Annotated in this window: 20 protein-coding genes; 2 read left to right on the forward strand and 18 right to left on the reverse strand. The window is 29.6% G+C overall.

What is annotated here, in order from left to right:
- Positions 1-3: 3 nt before the first annotated feature.
- From CRIB_RS10180 to CRIB_RS10235, 12 genes are all read right to left on the reverse strand, one after another.
- A complete protein-coding gene (locus CRIB_RS10180; protein ID WP_180702263.1) occupies positions 4-774 on the reverse strand; it encodes an ATP-binding protein in 771 nt (256 codons plus the stop codon).
- A 58-nt stretch (positions 775-832) separates the two neighbouring features.
- On the reverse strand, positions 833-2,230 hold the full coding sequence (gene lpdA / locus CRIB_RS10185) for a dihydrolipoyl dehydrogenase (RefSeq protein ID WP_180702264.1): 1,398 nt from the start codon (positions 2,228-2,230) through the stop codon (positions 833-835).
- 37 nt (positions 2,231-2,267) lie between these two features.
- A complete protein-coding gene (locus CRIB_RS10190) occupies positions 2,268-3,149 on the reverse strand; it encodes a methylenetetrahydrofolate reductase (protein WP_180702265.1) in 882 nt (293 codons plus the stop codon).
- 36 nt (positions 3,150-3,185) lie between these two features.
- Complete coding sequence (locus CRIB_RS10195) at positions 3,186-3,866, reverse strand: methylenetetrahydrofolate reductase C-terminal domain-containing protein (RefSeq protein WP_180702266.1); 681 nt, start codon at positions 3,864-3,866, stop codon at positions 3,186-3,188.
- 28 nt (positions 3,867-3,894) lie between these two features.
- Positions 3,895-4,767 carry a bifunctional 5,10-methylenetetrahydrofolate dehydrogenase/5,10-methenyltetrahydrofolate cyclohydrolase gene (locus CRIB_RS10200; protein WP_180702267.1) on the reverse strand — a complete coding sequence of 291 codons (873 nt, stop codon included), beginning with the start codon at positions 4,765-4,767 and terminating at the stop codon, positions 3,895-3,897.
- Positions 4,768-4,840: 73 nt separating this feature from the next.
- The gene (locus CRIB_RS10205) at positions 4,841-5,473 is read right to left on the reverse strand and encodes a cyclodeaminase/cyclohydrolase family protein (protein ID WP_180702268.1); all 633 of its coding nucleotides are present in this window, start codon (positions 5,471-5,473) and stop codon (positions 4,841-4,843) included.
- Positions 5,474-5,555: 82 nt separating this feature from the next.
- Positions 5,556-7,232 (reverse strand): formate--tetrahydrofolate ligase, encoded by a 1,677-nt coding sequence (locus CRIB_RS10210; protein ID WP_180702269.1) that lies wholly within the window; start codon positions 7,230-7,232, stop codon positions 5,556-5,558.
- Positions 7,233-7,334: 102 nt separating this feature from the next.
- Positions 7,335-8,120 (reverse strand): ATP-binding protein, encoded by a 786-nt coding sequence (locus CRIB_RS10215; protein WP_180702270.1) that lies wholly within the window; start codon positions 8,118-8,120, stop codon positions 7,335-7,337.
- Positions 8,121-8,255: 135 nt separating this feature from the next.
- Complete coding sequence (gene cooS / locus CRIB_RS10220) at positions 8,256-10,172, reverse strand: anaerobic carbon-monoxide dehydrogenase catalytic subunit (protein WP_180702271.1); 1,917 nt, start codon at positions 10,170-10,172, stop codon at positions 8,256-8,258.
- Positions 10,173-10,322: 150 nt separating this feature from the next.
- Complete coding sequence (locus CRIB_RS10225) at positions 10,323-11,234, reverse strand: bifunctional enoyl-CoA hydratase/phosphate acetyltransferase (protein WP_180702272.1); 912 nt, start codon at positions 11,232-11,234, stop codon at positions 10,323-10,325.
- 218 nt (positions 11,235-11,452) lie between these two features.
- Positions 11,453-12,595, reverse strand: a complete 1,143-nt coding sequence (locus CRIB_RS10230; protein ID WP_180702273.1) for a tetratricopeptide repeat protein — start codon at positions 12,593-12,595, stop codon at positions 11,453-11,455.
- A gap of 9 nt (positions 12,596-12,604) precedes the next feature.
- Complete coding sequence (locus CRIB_RS10235; RefSeq protein ID WP_180702274.1) at positions 12,605-14,359, reverse strand: B12-binding domain-containing radical SAM protein; 1,755 nt, start codon at positions 14,357-14,359, stop codon at positions 12,605-12,607.
- A 165-nt stretch (positions 14,360-14,524) separates the two neighbouring features.
- Between CRIB_RS10235 and CRIB_RS10240 the strand changes: the two genes are divergently transcribed.
- Entirely contained in the window at positions 14,525-14,725 is a 201-nt protein-coding gene (locus CRIB_RS10240) for a hypothetical protein (protein WP_180702275.1), read from the forward strand.
- A 3-nt stretch (positions 14,726-14,728) separates the two neighbouring features.
- On the opposite strand, the gene CRIB_RS10245 is transcribed toward CRIB_RS10240, so the two are convergent.
- From CRIB_RS10245 to CRIB_RS10260, 4 genes are all read right to left on the reverse strand, one after another.
- Complete coding sequence (locus tag CRIB_RS10245; protein WP_180702276.1) at positions 14,729-15,652, reverse strand: hypothetical protein; 924 nt, start codon at positions 15,650-15,652, stop codon at positions 14,729-14,731.
- Between the two features lie 235 nt (positions 15,653-15,887).
- The gene (argS, locus tag CRIB_RS10250) at positions 15,888-17,588 is read right to left on the reverse strand and encodes an arginine--tRNA ligase (protein ID WP_180702277.1); all 1,701 of its coding nucleotides are present in this window, start codon (positions 17,586-17,588) and stop codon (positions 15,888-15,890) included.
- Between the two features lie 89 nt (positions 17,589-17,677).
- Positions 17,678-18,124: a DUF523 domain-containing protein gene (locus CRIB_RS10255; RefSeq protein WP_180702278.1), complete on the reverse strand. Its 447-nt coding sequence runs from the start codon at positions 18,122-18,124 to the stop codon at positions 17,678-17,680.
- 24 nt (positions 18,125-18,148) lie between these two features.
- Positions 18,149-20,527: an endonuclease MutS2 gene (locus CRIB_RS10260; protein ID WP_180702279.1), complete on the reverse strand. Its 2,379-nt coding sequence runs from the start codon at positions 20,525-20,527 to the stop codon at positions 18,149-18,151.
- A gap of 183 nt (positions 20,528-20,710) precedes the next feature.
- Here CRIB_RS10260 and CRIB_RS10265 point away from each other — a divergent pair, with 183 nt between their 5' ends.
- Entirely contained in the window at positions 20,711-22,162 is a 1,452-nt protein-coding gene (locus tag CRIB_RS10265; RefSeq protein WP_180702280.1) for an aminoacyl-histidine dipeptidase, read from the forward strand.
- 85 nt (positions 22,163-22,247) lie between these two features.
- On the opposite strand, the gene CRIB_RS10270 is transcribed toward CRIB_RS10265, so the two are convergent.
- Together CRIB_RS10270 and CRIB_RS10275 are read right to left on the reverse strand one after the other, a co-directional pair.
- Positions 22,248-22,595: a hypothetical protein gene (locus CRIB_RS10270; protein WP_180702281.1), complete on the reverse strand. Its 348-nt coding sequence runs from the start codon at positions 22,593-22,595 to the stop codon at positions 22,248-22,250.
- 31 nt (positions 22,596-22,626) lie between these two features.
- A complete protein-coding gene (locus CRIB_RS10275; RefSeq protein WP_180702282.1) occupies positions 22,627-23,769 on the reverse strand; it encodes an XRE family transcriptional regulator in 1,143 nt (380 codons plus the stop codon).
- Positions 23,770-24,045 lie beyond the last annotated feature (276 nt).

Below are 24,045 nucleotides of genomic sequence, written 5' to 3' on the forward strand. Positions count from 1 at the left end.
AGCCTAATTTAATTCTAACTTATTCATTATATCATTTATAGCTATCTTAGCTTTTGAATCCTCAGGTAAATTAACCAATGGTATTCCTGAAGAATCATATTCATATATCATTTCATCCATAGGTACTACACCTATAAGATTTAGATTATGTTTAGCAATTTCCTCTTTTATTCCTTCATTTAATTTTCCATTTGGAGCTTTATTTATAATTAAGTATATCTCTCCTACACTTAATTTTAATTCCCTCGCTAAATCTCTAATTCTAGCAACAGCCTGAACACTTCGTCTTGAACAATCACTAACTAATAAAAGTTTATCTATGTGTTTTGTCGTTTTTCTACTTAGATGTTCCATTCCGGCTTCATTATCTATAACTAAATATTCATAAGCATCAGATAGTTTATCAGTTTGCTCTCTTAATATTCCATTTACATAGCAATAACAACCTTCTCCTTCAGATCTTCCCATTACTATTAAGTCATATCCATCGCCTTCTGCTAAACAAGTATTTAATCTATATTGTAAATATTGAGCTTTAGTCATACCTCCTGGAAAAGCATTGCCTTGTTTTTCCCTTTGGTTAACTTCTTCTCTGATTGAACCTATAGTAGTTTCAACCTCTATACCTAATACTTCATTTATATTAGCATTTGCATCTGCATCAACAACTAATACTGGCCCCTTATTATTAGCTGTTAGGTTATCAATTAAAAGCCCTGTAAGACTAGTCTTTCCAGTTCCACCTTTACCTGCCACTGCTATATTATATCCCATATTAAGATTTCCCCCTTTTATTTGTCAAAACAGAGCTTTTAATATACTCTGTTTTGTATTAAACTTTCGCCTTTTTTAATTTTGGAGCTGCATGAACACATTCACCATGCACATCGTGAAGAGCTTCCATTAAGCCTTCTGATAACGTTGGATGTGCGTGTATAACATCTCCTACTTGCTCTACAGTTAATCCTAAATGTACTGCAAGTGATAATTCTGTTAATAGATCTGTTGCATGAGGACCTACTATTGATGCCCCTACTATCTTGTCTTCACTATCTGCAAGAACTTTTATAAATCCTTGTATACGACCTATAGCTTGAGCTTTACCTAATCCTCTAAATTCAAACTTACCTACATTATACTCAATACCTTCAGCATCTAACTGCTTTTGAGTTTTCCCAACAGCAGCAACTTCAGGTTCAGTATATACACATCTTGGAACTGTTGTGTAATCTACTGTTTTATATTTACCAAAAGCATTTTCTGCAGCAACTATACCTTCTTTAGAAGCAACGTGTGCAAGCATTGGAGTATTGATTAAATCTCCTATTGCGTATATACCTTCTATATTAGTCTCAAGGTTTTCATTAACCACTATTTTACCTCGGTTTAACTCTATTCCTAATTCTTCAATTCCAGATCCTTCAATATTAGGTTTTCTTCCTATTGCAACTAATACATATTGAGTATTTACCTTTTTTCCGTCTGATAATGTTGATACTACTTCGTCCCCTACTACTTCGCAAGAATCAACTCCACTATTTAGTAACACTTTAATTTTATCTTTTTTAAATTGTCTCTGCAACTGCTTCACAATATCTTTATCTTCATATGGTAATAGCTGTTCACCTCTTTGAACTATAGTAACTTCAGTGCCTAAAACTCCAAAGAACTGACCTATTTCACATCCTATTACCCCTCCACCTATTATTAACATAGACTTAGGTAATTCAGAAAGTTCTAGCACTTCGTCACTAGTGATTATACGCTTTTTATCATATGGAAACATTGGAGGTACTATTGGAACAGATCCATTAGCTAATATTATTTTATCAGCTTTTATAGTTTCTATTGTTCCATCTTCTTTGGTAACTTCTATAGTGTTTTTATCTACAAGCTTACCAAATCCATTTACTAAATTTATCCCTCTTTTTTCAAATAAAAATTCTATTCCACTTACTAATTGATCTACTATTTTATCTTTTCTTTTCATTACCGATAAAAAATCTGCAGTAATTTCTCCATCTATATTTATACCAAAGTCTTTGGCTTCTTTTATATTCATTAACATTGAAGAAGATGCAAGTAATGCTTTAGTAGGTATACAGCCAGCGTTTAAGCAAGTTCCTCCTACTTTTTTCTTTTCTATAACTGTTACTTCAGCTCCAAGCATCGCAGCTTTTATTGCTGCAACATATCCTCCTGGACCGCCCCCTATTACTACTATTTTCATATCTATTCCCCCATATCACAATTAATTTTAGAATTTTTTATAATCCAGCTTCGTCTAATATTGCTGGAACATTTTCCTCTGCTCCAATTGCCATTATATGAACACCATCACATAAATCTTCTTCTCTTAATTGCCTTATAAATTCTCCTGCCATCTTTATACCTTCTGATACCCAGTTTTCTTTTCCTACAGCTCTTAATCTTTCTATTTGTTCATCTGGAACAAATATACCTGGAACATTTGCAGTCATAAACTTAGCCATGCCTGGAGATTTCAAAGGTACTATACCAGCTAATACTTTACAGTCCATATCTTTAGTTAATTTCCTAAATTCTCTCATATGTTCTATATCATATACAGCTTGAGTTTGGAAGAACTTAGCCCCTGCATTTATTTTCTTTTGCATCTTAATTAATTGTATTTCTATTGGAGCGTACTCTGGAGTGACTGAAGCTCCCAAATAAAATTCTGGAGATCCCTTTAACTCATTACCAACTAAGTCTTTTCCACCCATTAAGGTTTCAGCCGTTTGAAGTATACCTATACAATCTAAATCAAATACACCCTTAGCTTGTGGATGATCTCCAACTACTGTATGATCTCCAGTTAAAGCTAACATATTTTTTATTCCAAATACACCAGCAGATAATAGTTCCCCTTGTATAGCTATTCTATTTCTATCCCTACCAGTTATTTGCAATACCGGTTCTAACCCAACATCTTTTAATAATTTACATGTAGCAAGTGAAGTAGTTCTCATGACTGCAGATTGAAAATCTGTAACGTTTGCTGCATGAACTCTTCCCACTAGTGGTTTAGCACATTCTATTAAATGTGAAAGGTCTGTTCCTTTTGGAGGTGCCATCTCAGTTGTAACTGCGAACTTTCCACTTTCTAATGTTTCTCTTAATAAGCTCATTAAAAATTTCCTCCCTTTATAACCTTTTAGAAGTCCTTATGCCTTTGCATTAGATTTTTGATTTTGTTTTTCTTTTAAATTTAAATATCTTGGATTGTTTTGTTTGGAGTAGTCTTTCATTGGTCTCATTTCTAAAAGATTATCTAATTGATTTATATCTTTTAATCTTTCATATATCATCACCCAGGCACAATCATTATCTTTACTTATCTCACACTTACCATTTTTAGCCCCACCACATGCACCATTTATTAATCCTTTAGCACACATAGTTACAGGGCATATTCCACCTGTCCATCCAAGCTCACATTCTCCACAAGCCTTACAGGCTTCTTCAAATTCTCCAACTCTCTTTGTCTCCCCTATAAACATAGTGTTGTTTGCCGGATAAACGGGTATCTTTTTTAGATTTTTAACTATAGTTTGTGTTCCATCTCCACAAGCTAAAGATAAAACTGCATCTGCATCTGCTAATTCAGATTTTAATGACTTTAAATCTTTCTTAGATTTCAATAAATTGCATGCAGGATCTAATATAATATATCCTAAAACAGTTTTTCCCTCTGATTCTAATACTTCTTTCATTTTAAGAACTTCTTCTTCACCACCACTTTTACAAGTTGCAGCACATTGATTACATCCAACTAAAACTACCTTTTCTGCATTTTTTAAAAATCCTAAGATTTCATCCATAGGCTTATTTTCAGAAATTATCATCTCTATTCCCCCTAAAACTTACAATATATTATTTATTGTTTTGAGCCTTACAAGCCTTAACTACATGCTTAGCAAGTATAGATGATGTAACAGAACCTACTCCTGCAGGAACTGGAGTTATCATAGATGCCTTATCAAAAACAGCTGATGTATCAACATCCCCACATAATTTCCCATCTTCATCAACATTTATACCTACATCTATTACAACTGCTCCTTTTTTTATAAAGTTTTCTTTTATCATTTTAGCTCTACCAACAGCAGCTATTAATATATCAGCTTCTGAAGTTACCTTTTCTAAATTTTTAGTTCTAGAGTGGCATATAGTAACAGTTGCATTTTCATTTAATAAAAGCATTGCAGTAGGTTTACCAACTACCATACTTCTTCCAAGTACTACTATATTAGCACCTTGTAATTCAACATTATAATGTTTTAAAATTTCTACAACTGCAGTTGGAGTACATGGTGGGAATCCTGATGTGTCACCTTCCATTATTTTTGCAGAATTTATTGGACTAAAGCAATCTACATCTTTTTCTGGTGATATAACGTATTTTATTTCTTCTTCATTTAACTGTTTAGGAAGTGGTCTAAAGCATAATATGCCATGAATATCTTTATTTTCATTTAAATTTCTTAAAGCCTTTTCATATTCTTCTTGTGTTATATCCTCTGATAATTCTATAACTTCAGTTTCTATACCTATAGTTTGACATCTCTTTAATGCCCCTCTTTCGTAAGCTAAATCATTCCCTTTAGCTCCTACTCTAACTATAGCTAACTTAGGATTTATACCTTCTTTAACTAATTCATTAACTTCTTTTATTAAATTCTCACTTATTTGATCAGCTACCGGCTTTCCTTTTATTATTTGACCTTTAGTTGCAGTTACTTCCATAAAAAATGCCCCCTTAAATTTTAATTTATATAATACACAAGTATATCTTGTATTAATTTTCTTATTTAAATAATTATTTTACTAGAGCTTTTTCTACTTTAGCGTAAACTTCATCACATATTTTTACGCCTTCTTCTACTAAACTATTTACTTCTTTTCTTATTGCTTCAACATATTCCATATCTTTTATCGAGTTTATATTTATTACTACGTTTAACTGACCACTAAGTATTGCAGCCCTTAAACATTGAACTCCAACACCTACATCACTTATAGCTAGCTTTGAACCTTTATCAACTAAATCTTCATGTAATTTTATAGCATCAAAGCATACTCTTACTATGTCTATCGGAACTTCACAAGCTACCTTTAATGCATTTTCCATAATCTCTTCTTTTATTTTCTTCTCTTCCTCAGTTGAATTAGGAAGTCCATAAGCTTTTGAAAGAGGTAGGAAATTTTTTGCATCTTTATCAATCATACTTAATAATTTCTTTTCTATTTCTCTTGCTTTTACTAATATTTCATTTACGCTTTCTTCATATTCAGCATATTTTTTCTTTCCTATCGTTAAATTGCAAACCATACTACCTAAAGCCATTCCTATAGCACCAACTAAAGCTGCTGCTCCACCGCCACCAGGTACTGCTGACTTTGAAGCTAATACATTTACAAATTCAATACAAGTTTTTTCAGATATCTTCATGATTTCCCCCTTAAATCCCCTAAAGATACTAAATTACTATGTAGTGGGGTGTGGAAATTTCCACACCCCACATTATTATTTATTAGAATAATCCTGATATTATTCCATTTTCATCAACATCAATTCTTTCCGCAGCTGGAACTTTTGGAAGTCCTGGCATTTTCATTATTGCACCAGTTAACGCAACTATAAATCCAGCACCTGCTGATACTGTTAATTGTCTAACTGTTATTCTAAATCCTGTAGGTCTACCTAATTTAGTTTGATCATCAGTTAAAGAATATTGAGTTTTAGCCATACATATAGGCATATGTGAAAATCCTAATTTTTCTAATTTTTCTAATTCTTTTCTAGCTTGAGGAGTAAAATCCACACCATCTGCTCCATATATCTTAGTAGCTATAGCATTTATCTTATCTTCTATACTTAAATCATCTTCATAGCAAAATTCAAATTCATTTGGTTCACTAGTTAATCTTATAACTTCTTTAGCTAGTTCAATTCCACCTTCTCCACCTTTTGCCCATACTTGAGATAAAGCAACGTTAACACCTAATTCTTTACATCTTTCTCTTACTAAGTTTATTTCTGCTTCTGTATCCGTTGGGAATTCATTTATAGCAACTACTGCTGGTAACTTAAATACTTGAGTTATATTTTCAACATGCTTTAATAAATTTGGAAGACCAGCCTCTAAAGCTTCTAAGTTTTCATTGTTTAACTCATCTTTTGGTACTCCACCATTGTATTTTAGCGCTCTTACTGTAGCAACTATTATAACTGCATCAGGCTTTAAATCAGCCATTCTACATTTTATATCTAGGAATTTCTCAGCACCTAAATCAGCACCAAATCCACCTTCAGTTACTACATAATCAGCAAAGTGCATAGCCATTCTTGTAGCTATAACAGAGTTACATCCATGAGCTATATTTGCAAATGGTCCACCATGAACAAATGCAGGTGTTCCTTCTAATGTTTGAACTAAGTTTGGCTTTAATGCATCTTTTAATAATGCAGCCATAGCTCCATTAGCTTTTAATTGCTCAGCAGTTACAGGCTCACCTTGGAAATTGTATCCTACTATTATTCTTCCTAATCTAGCTTTTAAGTCAACTATATCACTTGCTAAACAGAAAGCAGCCATTACTTCCGAAGCAACTGTTATATCAAATCCATCTTCTCTAGCTACACCATCTGCTCTTGATCCTAAACCATCAACAACATTTCTCAATTGTCTATCGTTCATATCAACACATCTTCTCCAAGTTATGCTTCTAGAATCTATTCCTAATTCATTTCCTTGATGAATGTGGTTATCTAGCATAGCAGCTAATAAATTATTTGCAGCTCCTATAGCATGAAAATCACCTGTAAAATGTAAGTTTATATCTTCCATTGGAACAACTTGTGCATATCCTCCACCTGCTGCTCCACCTTTAATACCAAATACAGGACCTAAAGAAGGTTCTCTTAACGCAACTAATACATTTTCACCTAATTTAGATAATCCATCTGCAACTCCTATAGTAGTAGTAGTTTTTCCTTCTCCTGCTGGAGTTGGGTTTATAGCTGTAGTTAATATTAATTTTGACTTTTTACCGCCATTGTCTCTTTTTAATAAATTATAGTCAACTTTAGCTTTATACTTACCGTATAATTCTATATCATCTTCTCCTAGGCATAGCTTTTTAGCTATTTCTCTTATATCTTGTATTTTAGCCTCTTGAGCTATTTCAATATCTGATTTGAATCCCATAATTTGTATCCTCCCCTATAATTTAAATATTTAATTTCACTATGTGTAAATTATTTATCCTTATTAAATAATCTATCTAAATAATGATTTCTTTGTAGCATTTTAATTACAGGACACGCTTAAGCCCATCAACTTATTTTTTATTGCTTCAATTTGTTCTCTAGTTTCTTGGCTAGTGTCATATGGAGATTTATTACTTCTATCTGAATCTATAACATCTTGGTTATAATATATAAAGCCTAAAGCTTCTCCATCCTCTAAGTTAGACATTATAAATTCTTTATCTTCTTTATTTCTAATTTTGTTGCCTACGACAAATACTTGTTTAACACCTATATCTTTACCTAAACTTTTAACTTTTCTATAAGTTTGTAGACTTCTTTCACCTGGTTCAACTACTACTATAAAGGCATCAACCCCCTGTGCAGTTCCTCTTCCCAAGTGCTCAATACCTGCTTCCATATCCATTACTACTACATCTTTATTTTGTAATATTAGATGCGAGCAAAGCCTTTTTAATAATACATGCTCTGGACAAACACAACCTGAGCCACCAGAATCCACAGTACCTAAAGTAAGTAATCTAACACCATTGTATTCTTTACAATAATTTTTAGGTATATCATCTACCTTAGGATTCAATTTAAACATTTTATTAAAAGTTCCTGTTTCTGCAGCAGTTCTTTCTGAAACTAATTTTTTCATTTCTGATATTGGAACTATAGAATCATATACTTCTTTTGGAAATCCCAAGGCTAAACCTAAATTAGCATCAGGATCTGCATCTACAGCAACTACCCTGTATCCATCATCTGCAAACATTCTAGACAACATAGAAGAAAAAGTTGTCTTTCCTACTCCACCTTTACCTGTTATCGCTATCTTCATATTATACCACCTTTTGCTATAGATAAACCATACAATAATTTGCACATTTATCTTTTTTTTTATCATTTTGTACGTTTATTCATGAATATTATTATTTTTTTAATATCAAATATTCCATTTATATTCATATTATTATTAAGCTTCAACTACATGATTCATTTTTTCTTCAACTAATTTTTCAAAACGAACACGTTTCTTTTCTATATCAGATATTATTATTTGTGCTAATTCTTCTGGATTTTCATTAACTGTAAACTTAGCTCCTACCATATCTTGTAATTCACCACATAATATTTCTACCGCTCTTGATGAACCTTTTACTGGAGGCATTATTCCTAAGTATGTGTCTATACCAGAAGCTACAACATAAGTACCTATAGCAACTGCCTTTTCAGACATCCATTCTGGTGCAACTCCTACTACTGGAAGATCACACATATCCATATCTAAAGCTTTCGCAGTTTCACTTACTACCTCCAATATACGGCTACAATCAACACAAGAACCTAAATGTAGAACTGGTGGTATATCAACTAGTTCACAAACTGTTGCTAAACCTTTACATGCTAGCTTTCTAGCTTCCTTAGTCATTAAACCAAATTTAGCTGCAGCAGATGCACCACATCCAGTGGTAACAACAAGTATGTCATTTTTAATTAATTCTTTCATTATTGTTATGTGAGCTTTATTAGAAATGCCTTTAGCATTATTACATCCAACTACACCTGCAACTCCTCTTAATACTCCAGATTTTAAACAATCTGCTAATGGTTTAAGAGTACCTGCCGGATCTATTTGTGAATTTACAACCCTATCTAATTGACCAAGTATTGCATTTAGACTATATCCTACTGTTGCACTTGACTTTAATTCTGGTATAAGTACTTTTGATTTGTCTCTATTTTTAAAGTTTAATATCGCTTCTTTAACTATATTTCGTGCATCTTCATATGCAGTTTCTTCTGAGAATTCCATATATGTTGATTCCGCTATTTTAGCCTTTGGAGATGTTGTTATGAATTTTGTGTGATAGCATTTAGCAACCTTTGCTAATGCTGGGAATATACATTGAACGTCAACTATCATTGCTTCCACTGCACCTGTAACTATTGCAAGTTCTTGTTGGTGGAAGTCTCCTGCAGTTTTTACACCATGTCTCATTGTAACTTCATTACCTGTACAGCACATTCCTGCTAAGTTTATTCCTTCTGCTCCAACTTCTTTAGCTAATTCAACTAATTCTGGATCTTCAGATGCTAAAACTATCATTTCAGACAATGAAGGTTCATGTCCATGTAATATTATATTTACTTTATTTTCTTCTAAAACTCCTAAGTTTGCTTCTGTTTCTCTTACTGTTGGAGTTCCAAATAATATATCACTAAATCTAGTTCCGATCATAGATCCAGCCCACCCATCTGCTAAAGATGTTCTAAGTGACATATGTATTAAGCTATCTATGTCTGCTGTACATCCTATATGAGTTGAATGCATTATAGTAGTGACTTCTCTGTCTATTGCTCTTGGTTCTATTCCAAGGTCTTTCCATACTTTTTGTCTTTTTGCTGGAGCATTCTTTAAAAATCTTGCTACTCCGTAAGGTTTACCAAATTCCATTAATGCAACATCTGCAACCTCGTGAGCTATATCGTATATATCTCTACCTTCTGTTTCTACATCCCACTCTTTTGCTAATGTTATTAATTTTGCTTCATCTTTTATTGTATAATTACCATCTCTACTTGCTAATGCCATTGTATGAGCTATATCTCTTGCATGATCAGAGTGAGCTGCAGTCCCACCTGCAACCATTCTTGCATAATTTCTCCCTACTATAACATGTTCATCAGCACCACATAGACCTCTAGGTGTTTTTGGTGTTATCCTACAAGGTCCCATTCCACATATTCTGCAACAGTTACCTTGAAGACCAAAACCACATTGAGCCTTAAAACTTTGTTTTCTATCATACATTGTCTCTACGCCATCTCTTTCAGCCTTATCTAATAATACTTGGCTGTTTAAGTCGATAGTCATCATTTTCTTATCCATATTCCTATATCCCCCTCTAAATTGATTTATAAATCCTAGGATGAATAAAAAATATGTCAATTAAAAATTAAGTCTCTATACTAGCTAATTTGATTATATACTAATTCAAATTAAATTTATTATATTTCTAATACTCTTTTAATAATCTAATTATTTAATATTTTTAGCTATAAGAGCTCCATATGCTATAGAATATAATTTTGATTCTGCACTATCAGCTCTTGAAACTAAAACTATTGGTGCCTTCGCTCCCATGATTACACCTGCTGATTTAGCATCTGCCATATATGTAAATGATTTACCTATCCCATTACCAACTTCTATAGTAGGTACTAATAAAATATCAATATCTCCTGATACTTCACTTTTAAAACCTTTTATATCGCTAGCTTCCTTTGATAAGGCTATATCAAAGGATAATGGTCCTTCAACTATGACATTTTTACCAAATTTACCATTTACAAATGCCTTTTGTAATAAATCTGCATCTACAGTGGCTTGCATTTTAGTATCTACTTTTTCTTTAGCAGCCAGACATGCTACTTTTACAGTATCTAATCCTAAAACTTTAGCCGCTTGTATCGCATTTTTAAGTATCATCTCTTTTTGTTCATAATTAGGTGAAATATTCATCCCACCATCTGTTAATAATAATAATTTATGATAATTCTCTATTTGATATGCCACAACATGGCTAAGGAGACTATCAGTTCTAATTCCATAATCTTTATTTAATACAGATTTGAGAAGAACTGAAGTATCTAAAATGCCTTTCATTACAAAATCTGCATTTTTAGTTGATACTAACTCAACAGCTATTCTAGCACTCTCTTCTATACTATTAGAATTTAAGATTTTTATTCCAGTTAAATCAAAATTTATTTCTTCTGAAATCAACTTTATTTTATCCTTATCCCCCACTAGTATAGGTTCTATTATTTGATTTTCTACTGCATCTTTTACAGCCTGTAAAACTTCTTTCTCTTCTGCTGCCGCTACAGAAAGAATTACTTTTTCTTCCCCTTTAAGTATATCTAAAATATCTTTTAATTCTTTTATCAAATTAAAGCCCCCTTTTATATAATTAATACGTCGTGTTAATTATTTTACTAATCATATTAAAATTACTATATAAAGCTTTTTACTATTAAAATATGCCTATTAAAATCTAGTATTTCCAATTATTATATTTAATTAGCACAATGAGTTAATTAAATAATAGCACACGTGCATAAAAAAACTTCTATAATTAAATAGAAGTTTTTAAATTTATATATACTTTATCTATACATATCTAATTCTCTTAAACATGCTATAGTTATCTCATCTTGTGGATCTAACTCATAAGCTCTTTCTATATAATATATAGCATCATCTAAATCTCCATTATTTAAATACGCCATACCTAAATTACATAATATTTCTGGATCTTCTTTTATCTTAGCTGCAGTTTCAAAATATTCTATTGCTTTTTCCATATTAAAAGTACTTGCTTCGCAAAGACCAAGTTCAACCATAGTATCAACTTGATGTGGCTTTATTACTAATATTTTTTCAAAATATTTTTTAGCTGTCTCAATCTCATTCATATTTTTATAGGCTAAACCTATCATGAATAATAAATTCCACCAATCTGAATTATCTTCTTCTAAAGGTAATAATTTTTCTAATCCTTCTTCATTTCTTCCTTGGAATACTAAATTATATCCTTCTTCATATTGAACTTTAAAGTCCATCTTACCTATATTTTCTTGTATTTCAGATGTTGTATCTTCATCTAATCCTAGCTTTAATGCTTCTTCCCATATTACTTTAGATTTTACATATTGACCTTGATTATAATAATGATAACCTAGATGATAATATCCTAATGCAAATTCTGGATCTAAATCTATTACCATTTCTAATTTATTTAATGCTTCTAATAAGAAATCATTCATAGCCTTATCATCATTATCTTTTTGATACTTCTTAGCCATTTCCTGACATACTATAGCATAGTGATATAATCCATTTATATCATCATTATTTATAGTTATAAGGGCTTTTAAGTATATTAAAGAGTCAGTATATTCTCCAATATCAAAATACTTTTTTGACATATATCCCATATATGCATTTAAATCTAAGTTTACTTTATTTTTAAACGCATTTAAGAACTTCTTATATTCTTCATTATATCTAAATTGACTATCTATACCTATTATGTATATCATTGCATCAACAATAGACATTGCATTTATATTATCTTGTGCTGTTTTTTCTTTTATACCCTTTACTAACACTTCATTTTTTATAGGTACTTGTAATCCTTCGCTTGGAATATTATATCCTTCTACTTTAAATTCACTATCATGTTTTATAGTTATAAAAGATAACTCTTCAGCTTTTTTTAATATATATTTTTCTATTTTAAACTTCATACTAACCTCCTAAATACTAACTCTATAAGCCTTTGATTTCTCAAATATCTTTTTATCATCATATACAAACATTACTACATTATCTTCTTTATCTATCTTTTTATTTATATCTTTTTTAAGTTCTAGTATGTCAAATTTAAAAGGTTCAAAGTGAACATATTTTATAATATGTTTTGCAGGCTTATCATAAAAGTCTTGTAAATACTTTGATATATTACTTTCATCTTGTAAAAATATATGACATCTATTTTTAAAATCTTCCATATCTAATTTATTAAAGAATTGCGGTAAATTTGATGTTTTACCTAATGATATATAATCATACTTTAGTATATCATTAAACAGCTCATTATCTTTATTTATTACAGAATTATAGAAGTCTAATAAAATTTTATAAAGCTGATTTTTACCTTGAGCAGCATCAAAATATCCATTTTGATCAAAATAGGTCGCAAACTCCTCAAAGAATTTAAATGGACTTTCTTTATAGTAATTAAATATTATATATCTCATAGATAATACAAAATTCTTAGAATTATAATATCTTTCTAGTATTTCTTCTATATCTTTTAATTTTAAAATCTGAGAATAAGAAATATAATCATTGTATAAAACTTCATATGGTGGATAATCTTTATATTTATATCCATGCTCATCTGCAGTTTTTCTTACTCCTGTTCCTTTTATCATCTTTAGAAACCCTAACTGTAAATGTTCTATTCCTAAATTAAATACATCGTTAAATGAATTTTCAAAACTAGCATAATCTTCATAAGGAAGTCCTGCTATTAAATCTAGATGTTGATGGATATTTCTATATAAAGCGATTTGCTTAACAACTTTAGATAACTTACTAAAATCATCTCTCCTTCCAACGGCATCTAATACCTTTTGATTAGTTGTTTGAACACCTATTTCAAATTGGAATAATCCTTCTTTGCAGTTTGATAAAAATTCTAACATATCATCATCTAATAAATGTGCCGTTACCTCAAAATGATATGTAGTATAATCATTATCATTTTCCATTAGAAAATTCATTATCTCTTTTGCAAACTTCTTATTTGCATTAAAAGTTCTATCTATAAATTTAATTTGTGACACTCTCGCATCTATTAAAGCCTTTAAATCCTTTTTTACTCTATCTATACTAAAGTATCTTAATCCTTTAAGTGTAGATGATAAACAATATTGACAATCAAAAGGACATCCTCTTGATGTCTCATAGTAAACAATTCTATTTTCATACTCTTTAGAATCTAGATTTTCATATGGACTTGGTATCTCATCTAAGTTTTGTAATAACTCCTTAGGTCTATTTACAATTATTTCTCCATTATTTCTATATACTATACCTTCCACATTTTCTATATTCTTATTACCTTGAAGGTACATAACCAAATCTCTAAATACTAATTCACCTTCACCGCATAATATATAATCTACAAATGGATATTTTTGCATAGCATTTTCGCTATCATAGCTTACTTCTGGTCCGCCTAAACCTATAATTGTGTTTGGTTTTACTTTTTTTATATTTTCACAAAGATTTACTATATCTAATATATTCCAAATATATGTTGAGAATAATATTACATCATAATCATTTTTGTATATGTCTTTTAATATATAATCTAAATCATTATTAATAGTGTATTCTCTTATGTCTACGTCAATTAAATCTTTAACATATGATTTTAAATATCTTATAGCTAAATTTGTATGTATAAACTTAGAATTCAATGTTGTTAATAAAATTTTCAATTATTTCACCTCTTTATTAATATTATTGTATATTTTTATGTTGTTTTTAGGTTAAAATAATATGTGTAAAACATTATCTAATTATTTTTTAATAGAAGGTTTTTACATATATTTTGTAGAATATTAGTATTATTATAATTATATAACTTAGAAAAGGAGTTTTTTATGGAATTAATTGACCAAGTATCTATCAACGCTTTATCAAAGAAAGACTTATTACTTATTCTAAAGGCATTAGAATATACTCATGAAAATACAGGTCTTGAAGATTTTATCGACCTTAGAAATAGTATAGTAAAAGAAATCTGCTTTTTAACTGAAACAGCAGAAATAGACTTTATAAACTATTTAGAGTCAAATAACTAAATTCTATGCTTTTTTAAATTTCAATGCATATAATCCAGATTTAGATTTAATATTTATATTTAGTATATTATTATTAAAATTCTTAGATACAATTTTTATCTGATTGAATATAGGGTCATTACATGTATCACCTTCATTAAGATTTATTAAGTATCTAGGATCTGAGTTTTTATCGTATACTTTTTTATTAATTTTATACTTTCTTAATTTAACTATATATTCTGACATCGATAAAATAAAGTCTATATTATCTATATTGTAATTTTCATCAAATCCTAATATAGATAGTATAGATTTTTTTATACTCTTACTTCCAAAATCTTTAACTTCTCTATCTTCAATATATATATCATATAATATATTTAATAAACTACCTAAAATTTTCTCATCGTCATAATCTTGGACTTTTAAATCTATATACTTATCTATTTGCTGTATCGCATTTATTCTTGCCATATGAAACTTTATAGTATTTGCTTTATCTAATGAAATAGTAAATCCTATAATTCGTTCCTTTATTTTTTGAAGCAAATCTTTATACTCTATAGTACTATCTTCTATTATATTATGAATAATTGAGTTGTATAAAACAGAAGATAATATGTATTCAAATAAGTAATCTTCTTTTTTAAAATATCTAACATATTTTTGGATTAATTCTAATACTTCATCTTCACTTTTCTTAATGTTAGTATTCGAAATTATTACAGGTAATAAAAGGTTAAGTATATTATTATAATTTAGCTTTTCTCCATAAAACTTATAATATATTAATTCATCTCTTAATCTATTGTCATCTATATATACACATCTTTGTATATTATCATCTATTAAACATTTTGTGTTGACTACTATTAAGTCTTTTAAATACTTATCCTCTATATCAAATGCTGATATATAGGCTTTTTTTATTAAATTATCTTTCATAAATATTATTTTCCTTGTAATATTTTATAATTATTATTTTTATCAAGTAATTAGTTTAATATACTATATTGTAGCCTATACGAATCAAAAAAAAGAGACAGCTTATAAGCTGTCGTTTATACAGGGGAATAGCAGTGTACAAACGAGTACATACTACTATCTTACTATCATTATACAATATTACATTTTTAGATGTAAAGTATCGATTTTCGACATCCCTGTACTCTTATATAAATTACATTCTTTCTGGTGCTTGCATTCCTAATAATTTAAGACCATTTTCTAATGCTTGTCTAGTAACTGCAACTAAAGCAAGTCTAGCTTTTCTTAATTCAGTATCTTCTACTAATATAGAGTTATCATGGTAGAATTTATTGAATGCTTGTGCTAAATCTAAAACAAATCTTGTTATTATATGTGGCTCGTTCTTTCTCATAGCATTAAGTATAGTTTTATTGAATGATGCTATAACTTTTAAAACTTCCGCACTATCTACATCATTTAATAATTCATAGTTAATATCTGTTGTAACTTCTTCTTCAGCTTTTCTTAAAACTGCACAACATCTAGCATGAGTATATTGAACGTAAGGACCTGTTTCTCCTTCAAAGCTTAGTGTTCTTGACCATGAGAATGTGTAATCTTTTATTCTACTGTTAGATAATTCTTGGAATACTACTGCTCCAACCCCAACTTGTTTAGCTATTTCATCAACATTTAAAGCATTTGGATTTTTAGCAAGCATAGTTTCTTTTGTCTTCTCTATAGCTTGTTTTAAAACATCTTCTAAGAAAACTACTCTACCTTTTCTTGTAGACATAGTTCCTTCTTCTAGTGCAACCATACCAAATGGAACGTGTATCATATCCTTAGCCCATTCAAATCCAACAAGTTCTAAAACTTTAAATAATTGTTGGAAATGTAAGCTTTGTTGTGAACCAACTACATATATACATTTTTCAAAATCATAATTTTCTTTTCTATATAATGCTGCTGCTAAATCTCTTGTCATATATAATGTAGATCCATCATTTTTAGTTATAAGTGCTGGCGGCATATTATATTCATCTAAATCTACTATATTAGTTCCTTGAGATTCTTTAAGCAATCCTTTGTCCTTTATTATATCTATAACTCTATCCATCTTATCTGAATAGAAACTTTCTCCATTGTATGAATCAAATTCTATATCTAATAAATCGTAAACTCTAGCAAATTCTTTTAAACTTTCATCTCTGAACCATTGCCATAATTCTTTTGCTTCTTTATCTCCATTTTCCAGTTTAGTAAACCAAGCTCTTGCTTCATCTTCCATTTCTGGATGCTTTTCAGCTTCATCATGGAATTGTATATATAATTTTAATAACTCTGGTATTGGATTAGCTTCTACAGCTTCTTTATTACCCCATAATTTGAAAGCTACTATAAGCTTACCAAATTGAGTTCCATAGTCTCCTAAATGATTGATTCTAACTGTATTGTATCCTTGAGAATCATATATTTTGTATAAAGCATTCCCTATAACTGTAGTTCTTATATGCCCTATATGGAATGGCTTTGCTATATTAGGTGATGAGAAATCTATTACTATAGTTTTATCCTTACCTAAATCACTATGTCCATACTTTTCTTTCTTTGTTAATACATCCTTTATAACTGTTTCTGCTAATTGAGATTTATTAACAAAGAAGTTTATATATCCACCTAAAGGAGTAACATTAGATATAACTCCTTTAGGCTCTATTTTTTCTGATAATTCAGCCGCTATCATATTAGGTGCTTTTCTAAATACTTTTGCTAATTTAAAACATGGAAATGCAAAATCTCCCATTTCCTTATTTGGTGGCACTTCTATAAGCGCTGTTATTTCTTCTAAAGTCAATTCTTCTATATGTTCTTTTAAGCATGTTGCTACTGCTACCTTAAAGTCTTGCATTATATTGCTCCTCTCTCTTTATTATTATTTTATGGTAAATCAAATTCTAAGTTTTTTCAAGGTATTTGACACTATTTACTATTATATATCTATATTATATCTTTTTCGCTAACAACTTCTATCCCATTTTGTCTAAGTAAAGCTGTTGTTACTCCTTCTCCAGGTACTTTTTTACCTGTAAAAGTTCCATCATATATACAACTAGATCCACATGAAGGGCTACCTTCCTTTAAGATAGCTTTTTTACAGCCATAAAGTTTTGCTATTTTTAAAGTTTCCATAGCCCCTTGTTTAAATTTCTTTGTTACATCTAATCTTTTATTACTAATCACACTGGTCTTTCCTTCTATAACAGCTTTGCCATCTAACCTTATAATCTCTGATGGATTACGCGGTGTTGATAGCCCTCCTAATTGTTCTGGACAAACTACTATAAACTGCTTGTCTTTAAGATATTCTTCTACTTTTTCATTTTTATTATTATCGCCATTATATTTACAGTTTATTCCAAGTAAACAAGCTGATACTAGTATCACATTTATCACCTTATTAGTATTAATTTATTTTAGTGTAACTATTGTTACCCCTGCTCCACCTTCGCCGTATTGACCGGCTCTTTGTGATTTTACATGTCTGTTTCTTCTTAATATATCTTGAAGTCCTGATTTTAAAACACCTGTACCTATACCATGTATTATTGTTACATTTTCTAGACCTGCAACATACGCATCATCTAGGTATTTCTCAACTTCCATAATTGCTTCTTCTAAGTTCATACCTCTCAAATCTACTTCACTCTTTACATTACCAGACTTAGATTTTATTATATTTCTAGTTGATTTTGTTACAGTTTTCTTAACATCTTTTTTAACTTTCTGTAATGATTTAAACGGTAGTGTCATTTTCATTATACCAATTTGCACTACAGCTTCTTTTTTATTCTTATCAACAGAAACAACAGTACCTTCTTGATTTAAAGTTATTACTCTTACATCTTCTCCTGCCTTCAAATCAGTTATTTCTTTACTTGCAACTTTAGGAACTATCATACTCTTAACCGTAGGCTGTAAACTGCCCATAGTACTTGTTAATTCTTTTCTAAGAGCTTCTATTTGTTGATTCTTTTCCTTTGATGCTCTTTCTTCTTCTAATCTTCTTAATTCTTTTATTATATTATCTACTTCTTCTTTTGCTTGTCTAGTAATTCTAAATGCTTCTTGTCTTGCTTGCTCAAGCATTTTTTCTTTTTGATTTGCAAACTTTTCAAGTTTATCATCATATTCTATCTTTAGTTTTTCTATACTTTCTCTTAGTTTCTCAGCTTTTATTCTTTCTTCTTCAGCTTTTATTCTATTTTTTTCTGCACTTTGTAATATATCTTCTAATTCTATATTATCCGTATCTATAAATTCCTTAGCTCTAGTTATTATATAATCACTAAGTCCTAATTTTTTAGATATTTCAAAGGCATTTGATTTACCTGGAACACCTATTAATAATTTATAAGTAGGGCTTAATGTATCTAAATCAAACTCAACTGCAGCATTTTCTACACCATCTTTAATAAGTGCATAATTTTTTATTTCAGTGTAATGAGTTGTAGCTATACATCTAGCTCCAGCCATAGCTACATCTTCAAGTATTGCTATAGCAAGTGCTGCACCTTCTATAGGATCTGTACCTGCACCTAATTCATCAAATATAACTAAAGAATTTTCAGTTACATCTTTTAATATAGACACAATATTTGTCATATGAGATGAGAATGTTGATAAACTCTGTTCTATACTTTGTTCATCACCTATATCCGCAAATATGTTGTCATATACACACATGCTACTTCCATAGTCTGCAGATATATGAAGCCCACTTTGAGTCATAAGAGCAAATAATCCAACAGTTTTTATTGTTACAGTTTTACCACCTGTATTTGGCCCAGTTATAACTAAAGTATGAAAATCTCTTCCTAAATACACGCTATTAGGTACTACTGTTTTTCTATCTAATAATGGATGTCTACCATTTTTTATATTTATAAACTTATCTTTATTTAATGTAGGTTCTACACCTCTCATTTGCATTGATAATTTTCCTTTTGCAAAAGCAAAATCAAGTCTACCTAATATCTCCTGATTTGATATTAAATCTTCGCTTACTTCACCAACCATAGATGATAATTCTTGTAGTATTCTTTCTATTTCTTCTTGTTCACTAAGTCTTAATTGTCTAAGTTCATTGTTCATGTCAACTATACTCATAGGTTCTATGAATAATGTAGCTCCTGATGAAGATTGATCATGAACTATCCCTGCAACTTGAGATCTATATTCAGCTTTTACAGGAACGACAAATCTATCTCCTCTTACCGATATTATTGCATCCTGTAGATACTTTTGATATGTAGTTGATGATATTATAGAGTTTAACTTAGATCTTATAGATTGATTCTTTTGAACTATTCGTCTTCTAATGTCTCTAAGTGTTGATGATGCATTATCTGATATTTCTAATTCACTTATTATTGCATTATATATTGCATCTTCTATCTCTCTATATGCATATAATCCATTTGATAAAGATTGTATTATTGGATAATTAAAATCTTCTTCATCACTACCTGATAGACTATTTCTTAATGTTCTAGCAGTTCTTAATGTATCTGCTATCATTATTAAACTCCCTGGATCAAGACTTGCTCCTACTCCAGCTCTTTTAACTTTATCTTCTATATCATGTATACCTTGTAATCCCACATATCCCCTTTTGGTAAGTATTGATTGCGTTTCACTTGTTTCTTGTTGCATATACTTAACTTCTTCAAAATCCGAACTTGGAACTAACTCTTCTATATATTTTAAACCTAACGAAGATGAAGCTTTACTTTTCAATAATTCAATTATTTTATTGAATTCTAAAACTCTCAGCGATTTTTGGTTCATAATTCCTCCTTAATTTTTCATTTTTTAATTTCTATTTTACTATGTGTATTTTACACATTTTGTATTATACTATTTATATGGCTATTTTATATTATACATAATGATACTTTGTTTGTGATATAAAAATATTATTTACTATTTTTAAAGTATCTATTTTAACTTAATCTAAAAGGAGTTGTTTTTATGGAAAATGTTTTAAAGGGGTTACAACCTGAGCTTGTTTTTAAATATTTTGAGGAAGTATCCCAAATACCTCGTGGTTCTGGAAATGAAAAAGCTATAAGTGATTATCTAAAAAAGTTTGGTGAGGATTTAGGACTTGAAACTATACAAGATGATTCTCTTAATATAATAATAAGAAAACCAGCTACAAAAGGATACGAAAACTGTCCTGGTGTAATACTTCAAGGTCATATGGATATGGTCTGTGAAAAAAATAAAGATACTGACCATAACTTTGTTACTGATCCTATAAAATTAAGAGTTGAAGATGATATGATATATGCAACTGGAACTACTCTAGGTGCTGACAATGGTATAGCTGTGGCCATGGGAATGGCTGTACTTGCATCTAATAACCTAGACCATCCTGCGATAGAAGTTTTAATAACTACTGATGAAGAAGCTGGTATGAGTGGTGCTATGGATTTAGATGGTTCTTTATTAAAAGGACAATACATAATAAATCTTGACTCTGAAGAAGAAGGATACTTACTAGTTAGTTGTGCTGGTGGAGTTACTGCTTTATCTGAACTAAATGCTGAATATACTAGTGTTAATGCTAATAAACAAGCTTTATTAGTTGAAATAAAAGGATTACTTGGTGGACACTCTGGAATGGATATAATAAAACAAAGAGCAAATTCTAATAGATTAATGGGAAGACTTTTAAATTTATTATGTGTTGATTACGACTTAGCTAAAATTCAAGGTGGTTCTAAAAACAATGCCATACCTCGTGAGTGTGAAGCTATAATAGTTGTAGATAAAAATGATGTTGAAAAAACTAAGAATTGTATAAATGAAATAATGAATACATTTAAACATGAATTCAGTACTTCTGACCCGGATATAAATATAGAATGTGCTGAAACTACTGTTGATAAAGTATTTACTGATAAAACAAAAACAAATGTAGTTAATTTACTAAACTTAATACCTAACGGAATCCAAACTATGAGTATGGATATAGAAGGTCTTGTTGAAAGTTCAACAAACTTAGGTGTTGTTCATACTACTGAAAACTCAGTTACATTTGAATGTGCTGTTAGAAGTTCTGTCAAAACATTAAAAGACGATATAACTAATAAAATGGACCTACTTGCTACTAACTTAGATGGAAAATTAATTTTAGATAGTGATTATCCAGCTTGGGAATATGCTAAAGGTTCTAAATTAGAAGAAATATGTATTGATACCTATGAGAAATTAACTGGTAAAAAACCAATTATAATGGCCATACATGCTGGTCTTGAATGCGGATTATTATTAGATAAAATGCCTCATGCACAGGCTATATCTCTTGGACCTGATATGTTTGAAGTTCATACACCTAATGAGCATTTAAATATATCTTCTACTAAACGTACTTGGGATTATTTAGTTGCTATCTTAAAAGGTATGAATCAATATTAATATATACGTTTCTCGTTAAACATAACAATGAGCTATATGCAAATTTAATTTGCATATAGCTCATTTATTTTTATATAATTTATATCTATTCTGTTATAATCTCTCCAGTGTATTTATCTATCTTTATATTTCCTAGACTTTGTCTATGTATATGTGTTTCATGACTTACATCATCTCTATCTTCTACTTCAACATAAACATCTATGAAATATAAATCTCCTATTAATTTTATATCCTTATCTTCAACTAATATATTATCTCCATACTCTGCCTTTAATATATTTATAGCTGTATCTTTTGATATAGGATTTATGCTATCTTTATCTATACTATTTAAATTAATATCATTATTTTCTTGAAATTTACTGCAACCAAATATAAATGAAGTTATTATTAATATAAATAAACTTATGCCTATAATTTTTTTATTCATAAAAAGCTCCTACTACTATATAAGTGCTTAATTATCTTTTTTTAGATTTAAAGTTAACTTTTGTAACCTTCGCTTTTTTGTTATTTGTAGTATTTTTTTCTGTAGTTAACTTTCCTTCTTTAAATCCTAATAATACTTCTACTTCATCTTGATTCAAATGTAATCCCCAATTTGATAAATTCATTACCAAACTAGCCTTACTCATTATATTATTATCTATTAATACATCTATAGATTTTTTTAATAGCATCGGACTTGTAGCTTTTATATTTTCTTCTAGTGGTTCTTTCTTTAACCATCCCTTTTTATCCATTTCATTCATTAAGTACATATATTTTTTGTAACTTATTTCACCTAATTGATATGCTCTTAATATTATAGCTGATATTGGAACTATCCATTTCTTTTTTAACTCAACATAATCTTCTAAATCATTTACCATTTTTAAATCTTGTATAAAACTTTCTTTAGGCATTAAAAATGCACAAGCAAATTCATCCTTAGAAAATTTCTTTGACTGTATATTCGCCTCAGTTGCTACAATATATGCTAATTCATATGCTAAATCATAGTTTCTTGTACATGCTGATTTTTTATCATTACCTAAAGATATAAAGTATCTACTATTTCCATTTACAGTTTGCTTTTGACTAAATGATAATGCTCCTTTTTTTTCTATATTAGCATCTGATACAACTATCCCATTTATCTCAAGTAAGGTTAACATGTTACCTATAATCCCATCACCTAAATTCCAGTATCTTCTTACCTTAGTAGCTAACTCTTCTATATCTTCATTTTTATTTAAATCAGTTGGTATATTCATTTGTGGGAATTGGATATACCCTTCTAAAAATGTTAATATCCTATGAGTCATAGCTAGTTTTTCTTTAAAAGCTATTTGTTCTACTTTCGGTATTGTACATTCCGGTCTTATATGTGTAGAATCTATAGTCATTTTTATATTGTCTGCATATTTAAAGAATTCTCTTGGAAATCCTAATGTATTTGATAACTTCATTTCATTTTCTAATGTTGGCTTATATTTCTCTTCTTCAAATGCAATTATATCTTTTTTATTTATATTAGTTTCTTTAGCTAATACATCTATTGTTTTACCTCTATACATTCTAGCTTCTCTTAATTTTCTTCCTATAAATACTTTTTTGCTCATATTTAAGTCTCTCTTTCATTGTTTATAGAATTTATTTTAATAAAAAATTCGCTTCGCTTGAGCGACGTGTCGGCGAAACACTTCATATCGCCAACGATATGACACTCGCTACCACTTTGAGCAACATGTTGGCGAAACATTTCAAAATGTCATTTTTTAAATTTCTTCATTTTTAAATTATTAATGCTCTGGATAATTTTATACCCAGAGCATTATTTAACTTTTATTATTTTGTAATATTATCATATTTGCTTAATATAGTCAATTTTACATATT

The sequence above is a fragment of the Romboutsia ilealis genome (genome assembly GCF_900015215.1).
Lineage (GTDB): Bacteria > Bacillota > Clostridia > Peptostreptococcales > Peptostreptococcaceae > Romboutsia > Romboutsia ilealis.

What these genes read in the sequence shown, in the direction of transcription:
- CRIB_RS10205 (WP_180702268.1), bottom strand. Translation starts at nt 5,473, where the DNA reads ATGAAGATATCTGAAAAAACTTGTATTGAATTTGTAAATGTATTAGCT.
- CRIB_RS10210 (WP_180702269.1), bottom strand. Translation starts at nt 7,232, where the DNA reads ATGGGATTCAAATCAGATATTGAAATAGCTCAAGAGGCTAAAATACAA.
- CRIB_RS10230 (WP_180702273.1), bottom strand. Translation starts at nt 12,595, where the DNA reads ATGAAGTTTAAAATAGAAAAATATATATTAAAAAAAGCTGAAGAGTTA.
- CRIB_RS10265 (WP_180702280.1), top strand. Translation starts at nt 20,711, where the DNA reads ATGGAAAATGTTTTAAAGGGGTTACAACCTGAGCTTGTTTTTAAATAT.
- CRIB_RS10215 (WP_180702270.1), bottom strand. Translation starts at nt 8,120, where the DNA reads ATGAAGATAGCGATAACAGGTAAAGGTGGAGTAGGAAAGACAACTTTT.
- CRIB_RS10240 (WP_180702275.1), top strand. Translation starts at nt 14,525, where the DNA reads ATGGAATTAATTGACCAAGTATCTATCAACGCTTTATCAAAGAAAGAC.
- CRIB_RS10245 (WP_180702276.1), bottom strand. Translation starts at nt 15,652, where the DNA reads ATGAAAGATAATTTAATAAAAAAAGCCTATATATCAGCATTTGATATA.
- CRIB_RS10260 (WP_180702279.1), bottom strand. Translation starts at nt 20,527, where the DNA reads ATGAACCAAAAATCGCTGAGAGTTTTAGAATTCAATAAAATAATTGAA.
- lpdA (WP_180702264.1), bottom strand. Translation starts at nt 2,230, where the DNA reads ATGAAAATAGTAGTAATAGGGGGCGGTCCAGGAGGATATGTTGCAGCA.
- CRIB_RS10270 (WP_180702281.1), bottom strand. Translation starts at nt 22,595, where the DNA reads ATGAATAAAAAAATTATAGGCATAAGTTTATTTATATTAATAATAACT.
- CRIB_RS10200 (WP_180702267.1), bottom strand. Translation starts at nt 4,767, where the DNA reads ATGGAAGTAACTGCAACTAAAGGTCAAATAATAAAAGGAAAGCCGGTA.
- cooS (WP_180702271.1), bottom strand. Translation starts at nt 10,172, where the DNA reads ATGGATAAGAAAATGATGACTATCGACTTAAACAGCCAAGTATTATTA.
- CRIB_RS10195 (WP_180702266.1), bottom strand. Translation starts at nt 3,866, where the DNA reads ATGATAATTTCTGAAAATAAGCCTATGGATGAAATCTTAGGATTTTTA.
- CRIB_RS10190 (WP_180702265.1), bottom strand. Translation starts at nt 3,149, where the DNA reads ATGAGCTTATTAAGAGAAACATTAGAAAGTGGAAAGTTCGCAGTTACA.
- CRIB_RS10180 (WP_180702263.1), bottom strand. Translation starts at nt 774, where the DNA reads ATGGGATATAATATAGCAGTGGCAGGTAAAGGTGGAACTGGAAAGACT.
- argS (WP_180702277.1), bottom strand. Translation starts at nt 17,588, where the DNA reads ATGCAAGACTTTAAGGTAGCAGTAGCAACATGCTTAAAAGAACATATA.
- CRIB_RS10275 (WP_180702282.1), bottom strand. Translation starts at nt 23,769, where the DNA reads ATGAGCAAAAAAGTATTTATAGGAAGAAAATTAAGAGAAGCTAGAATG.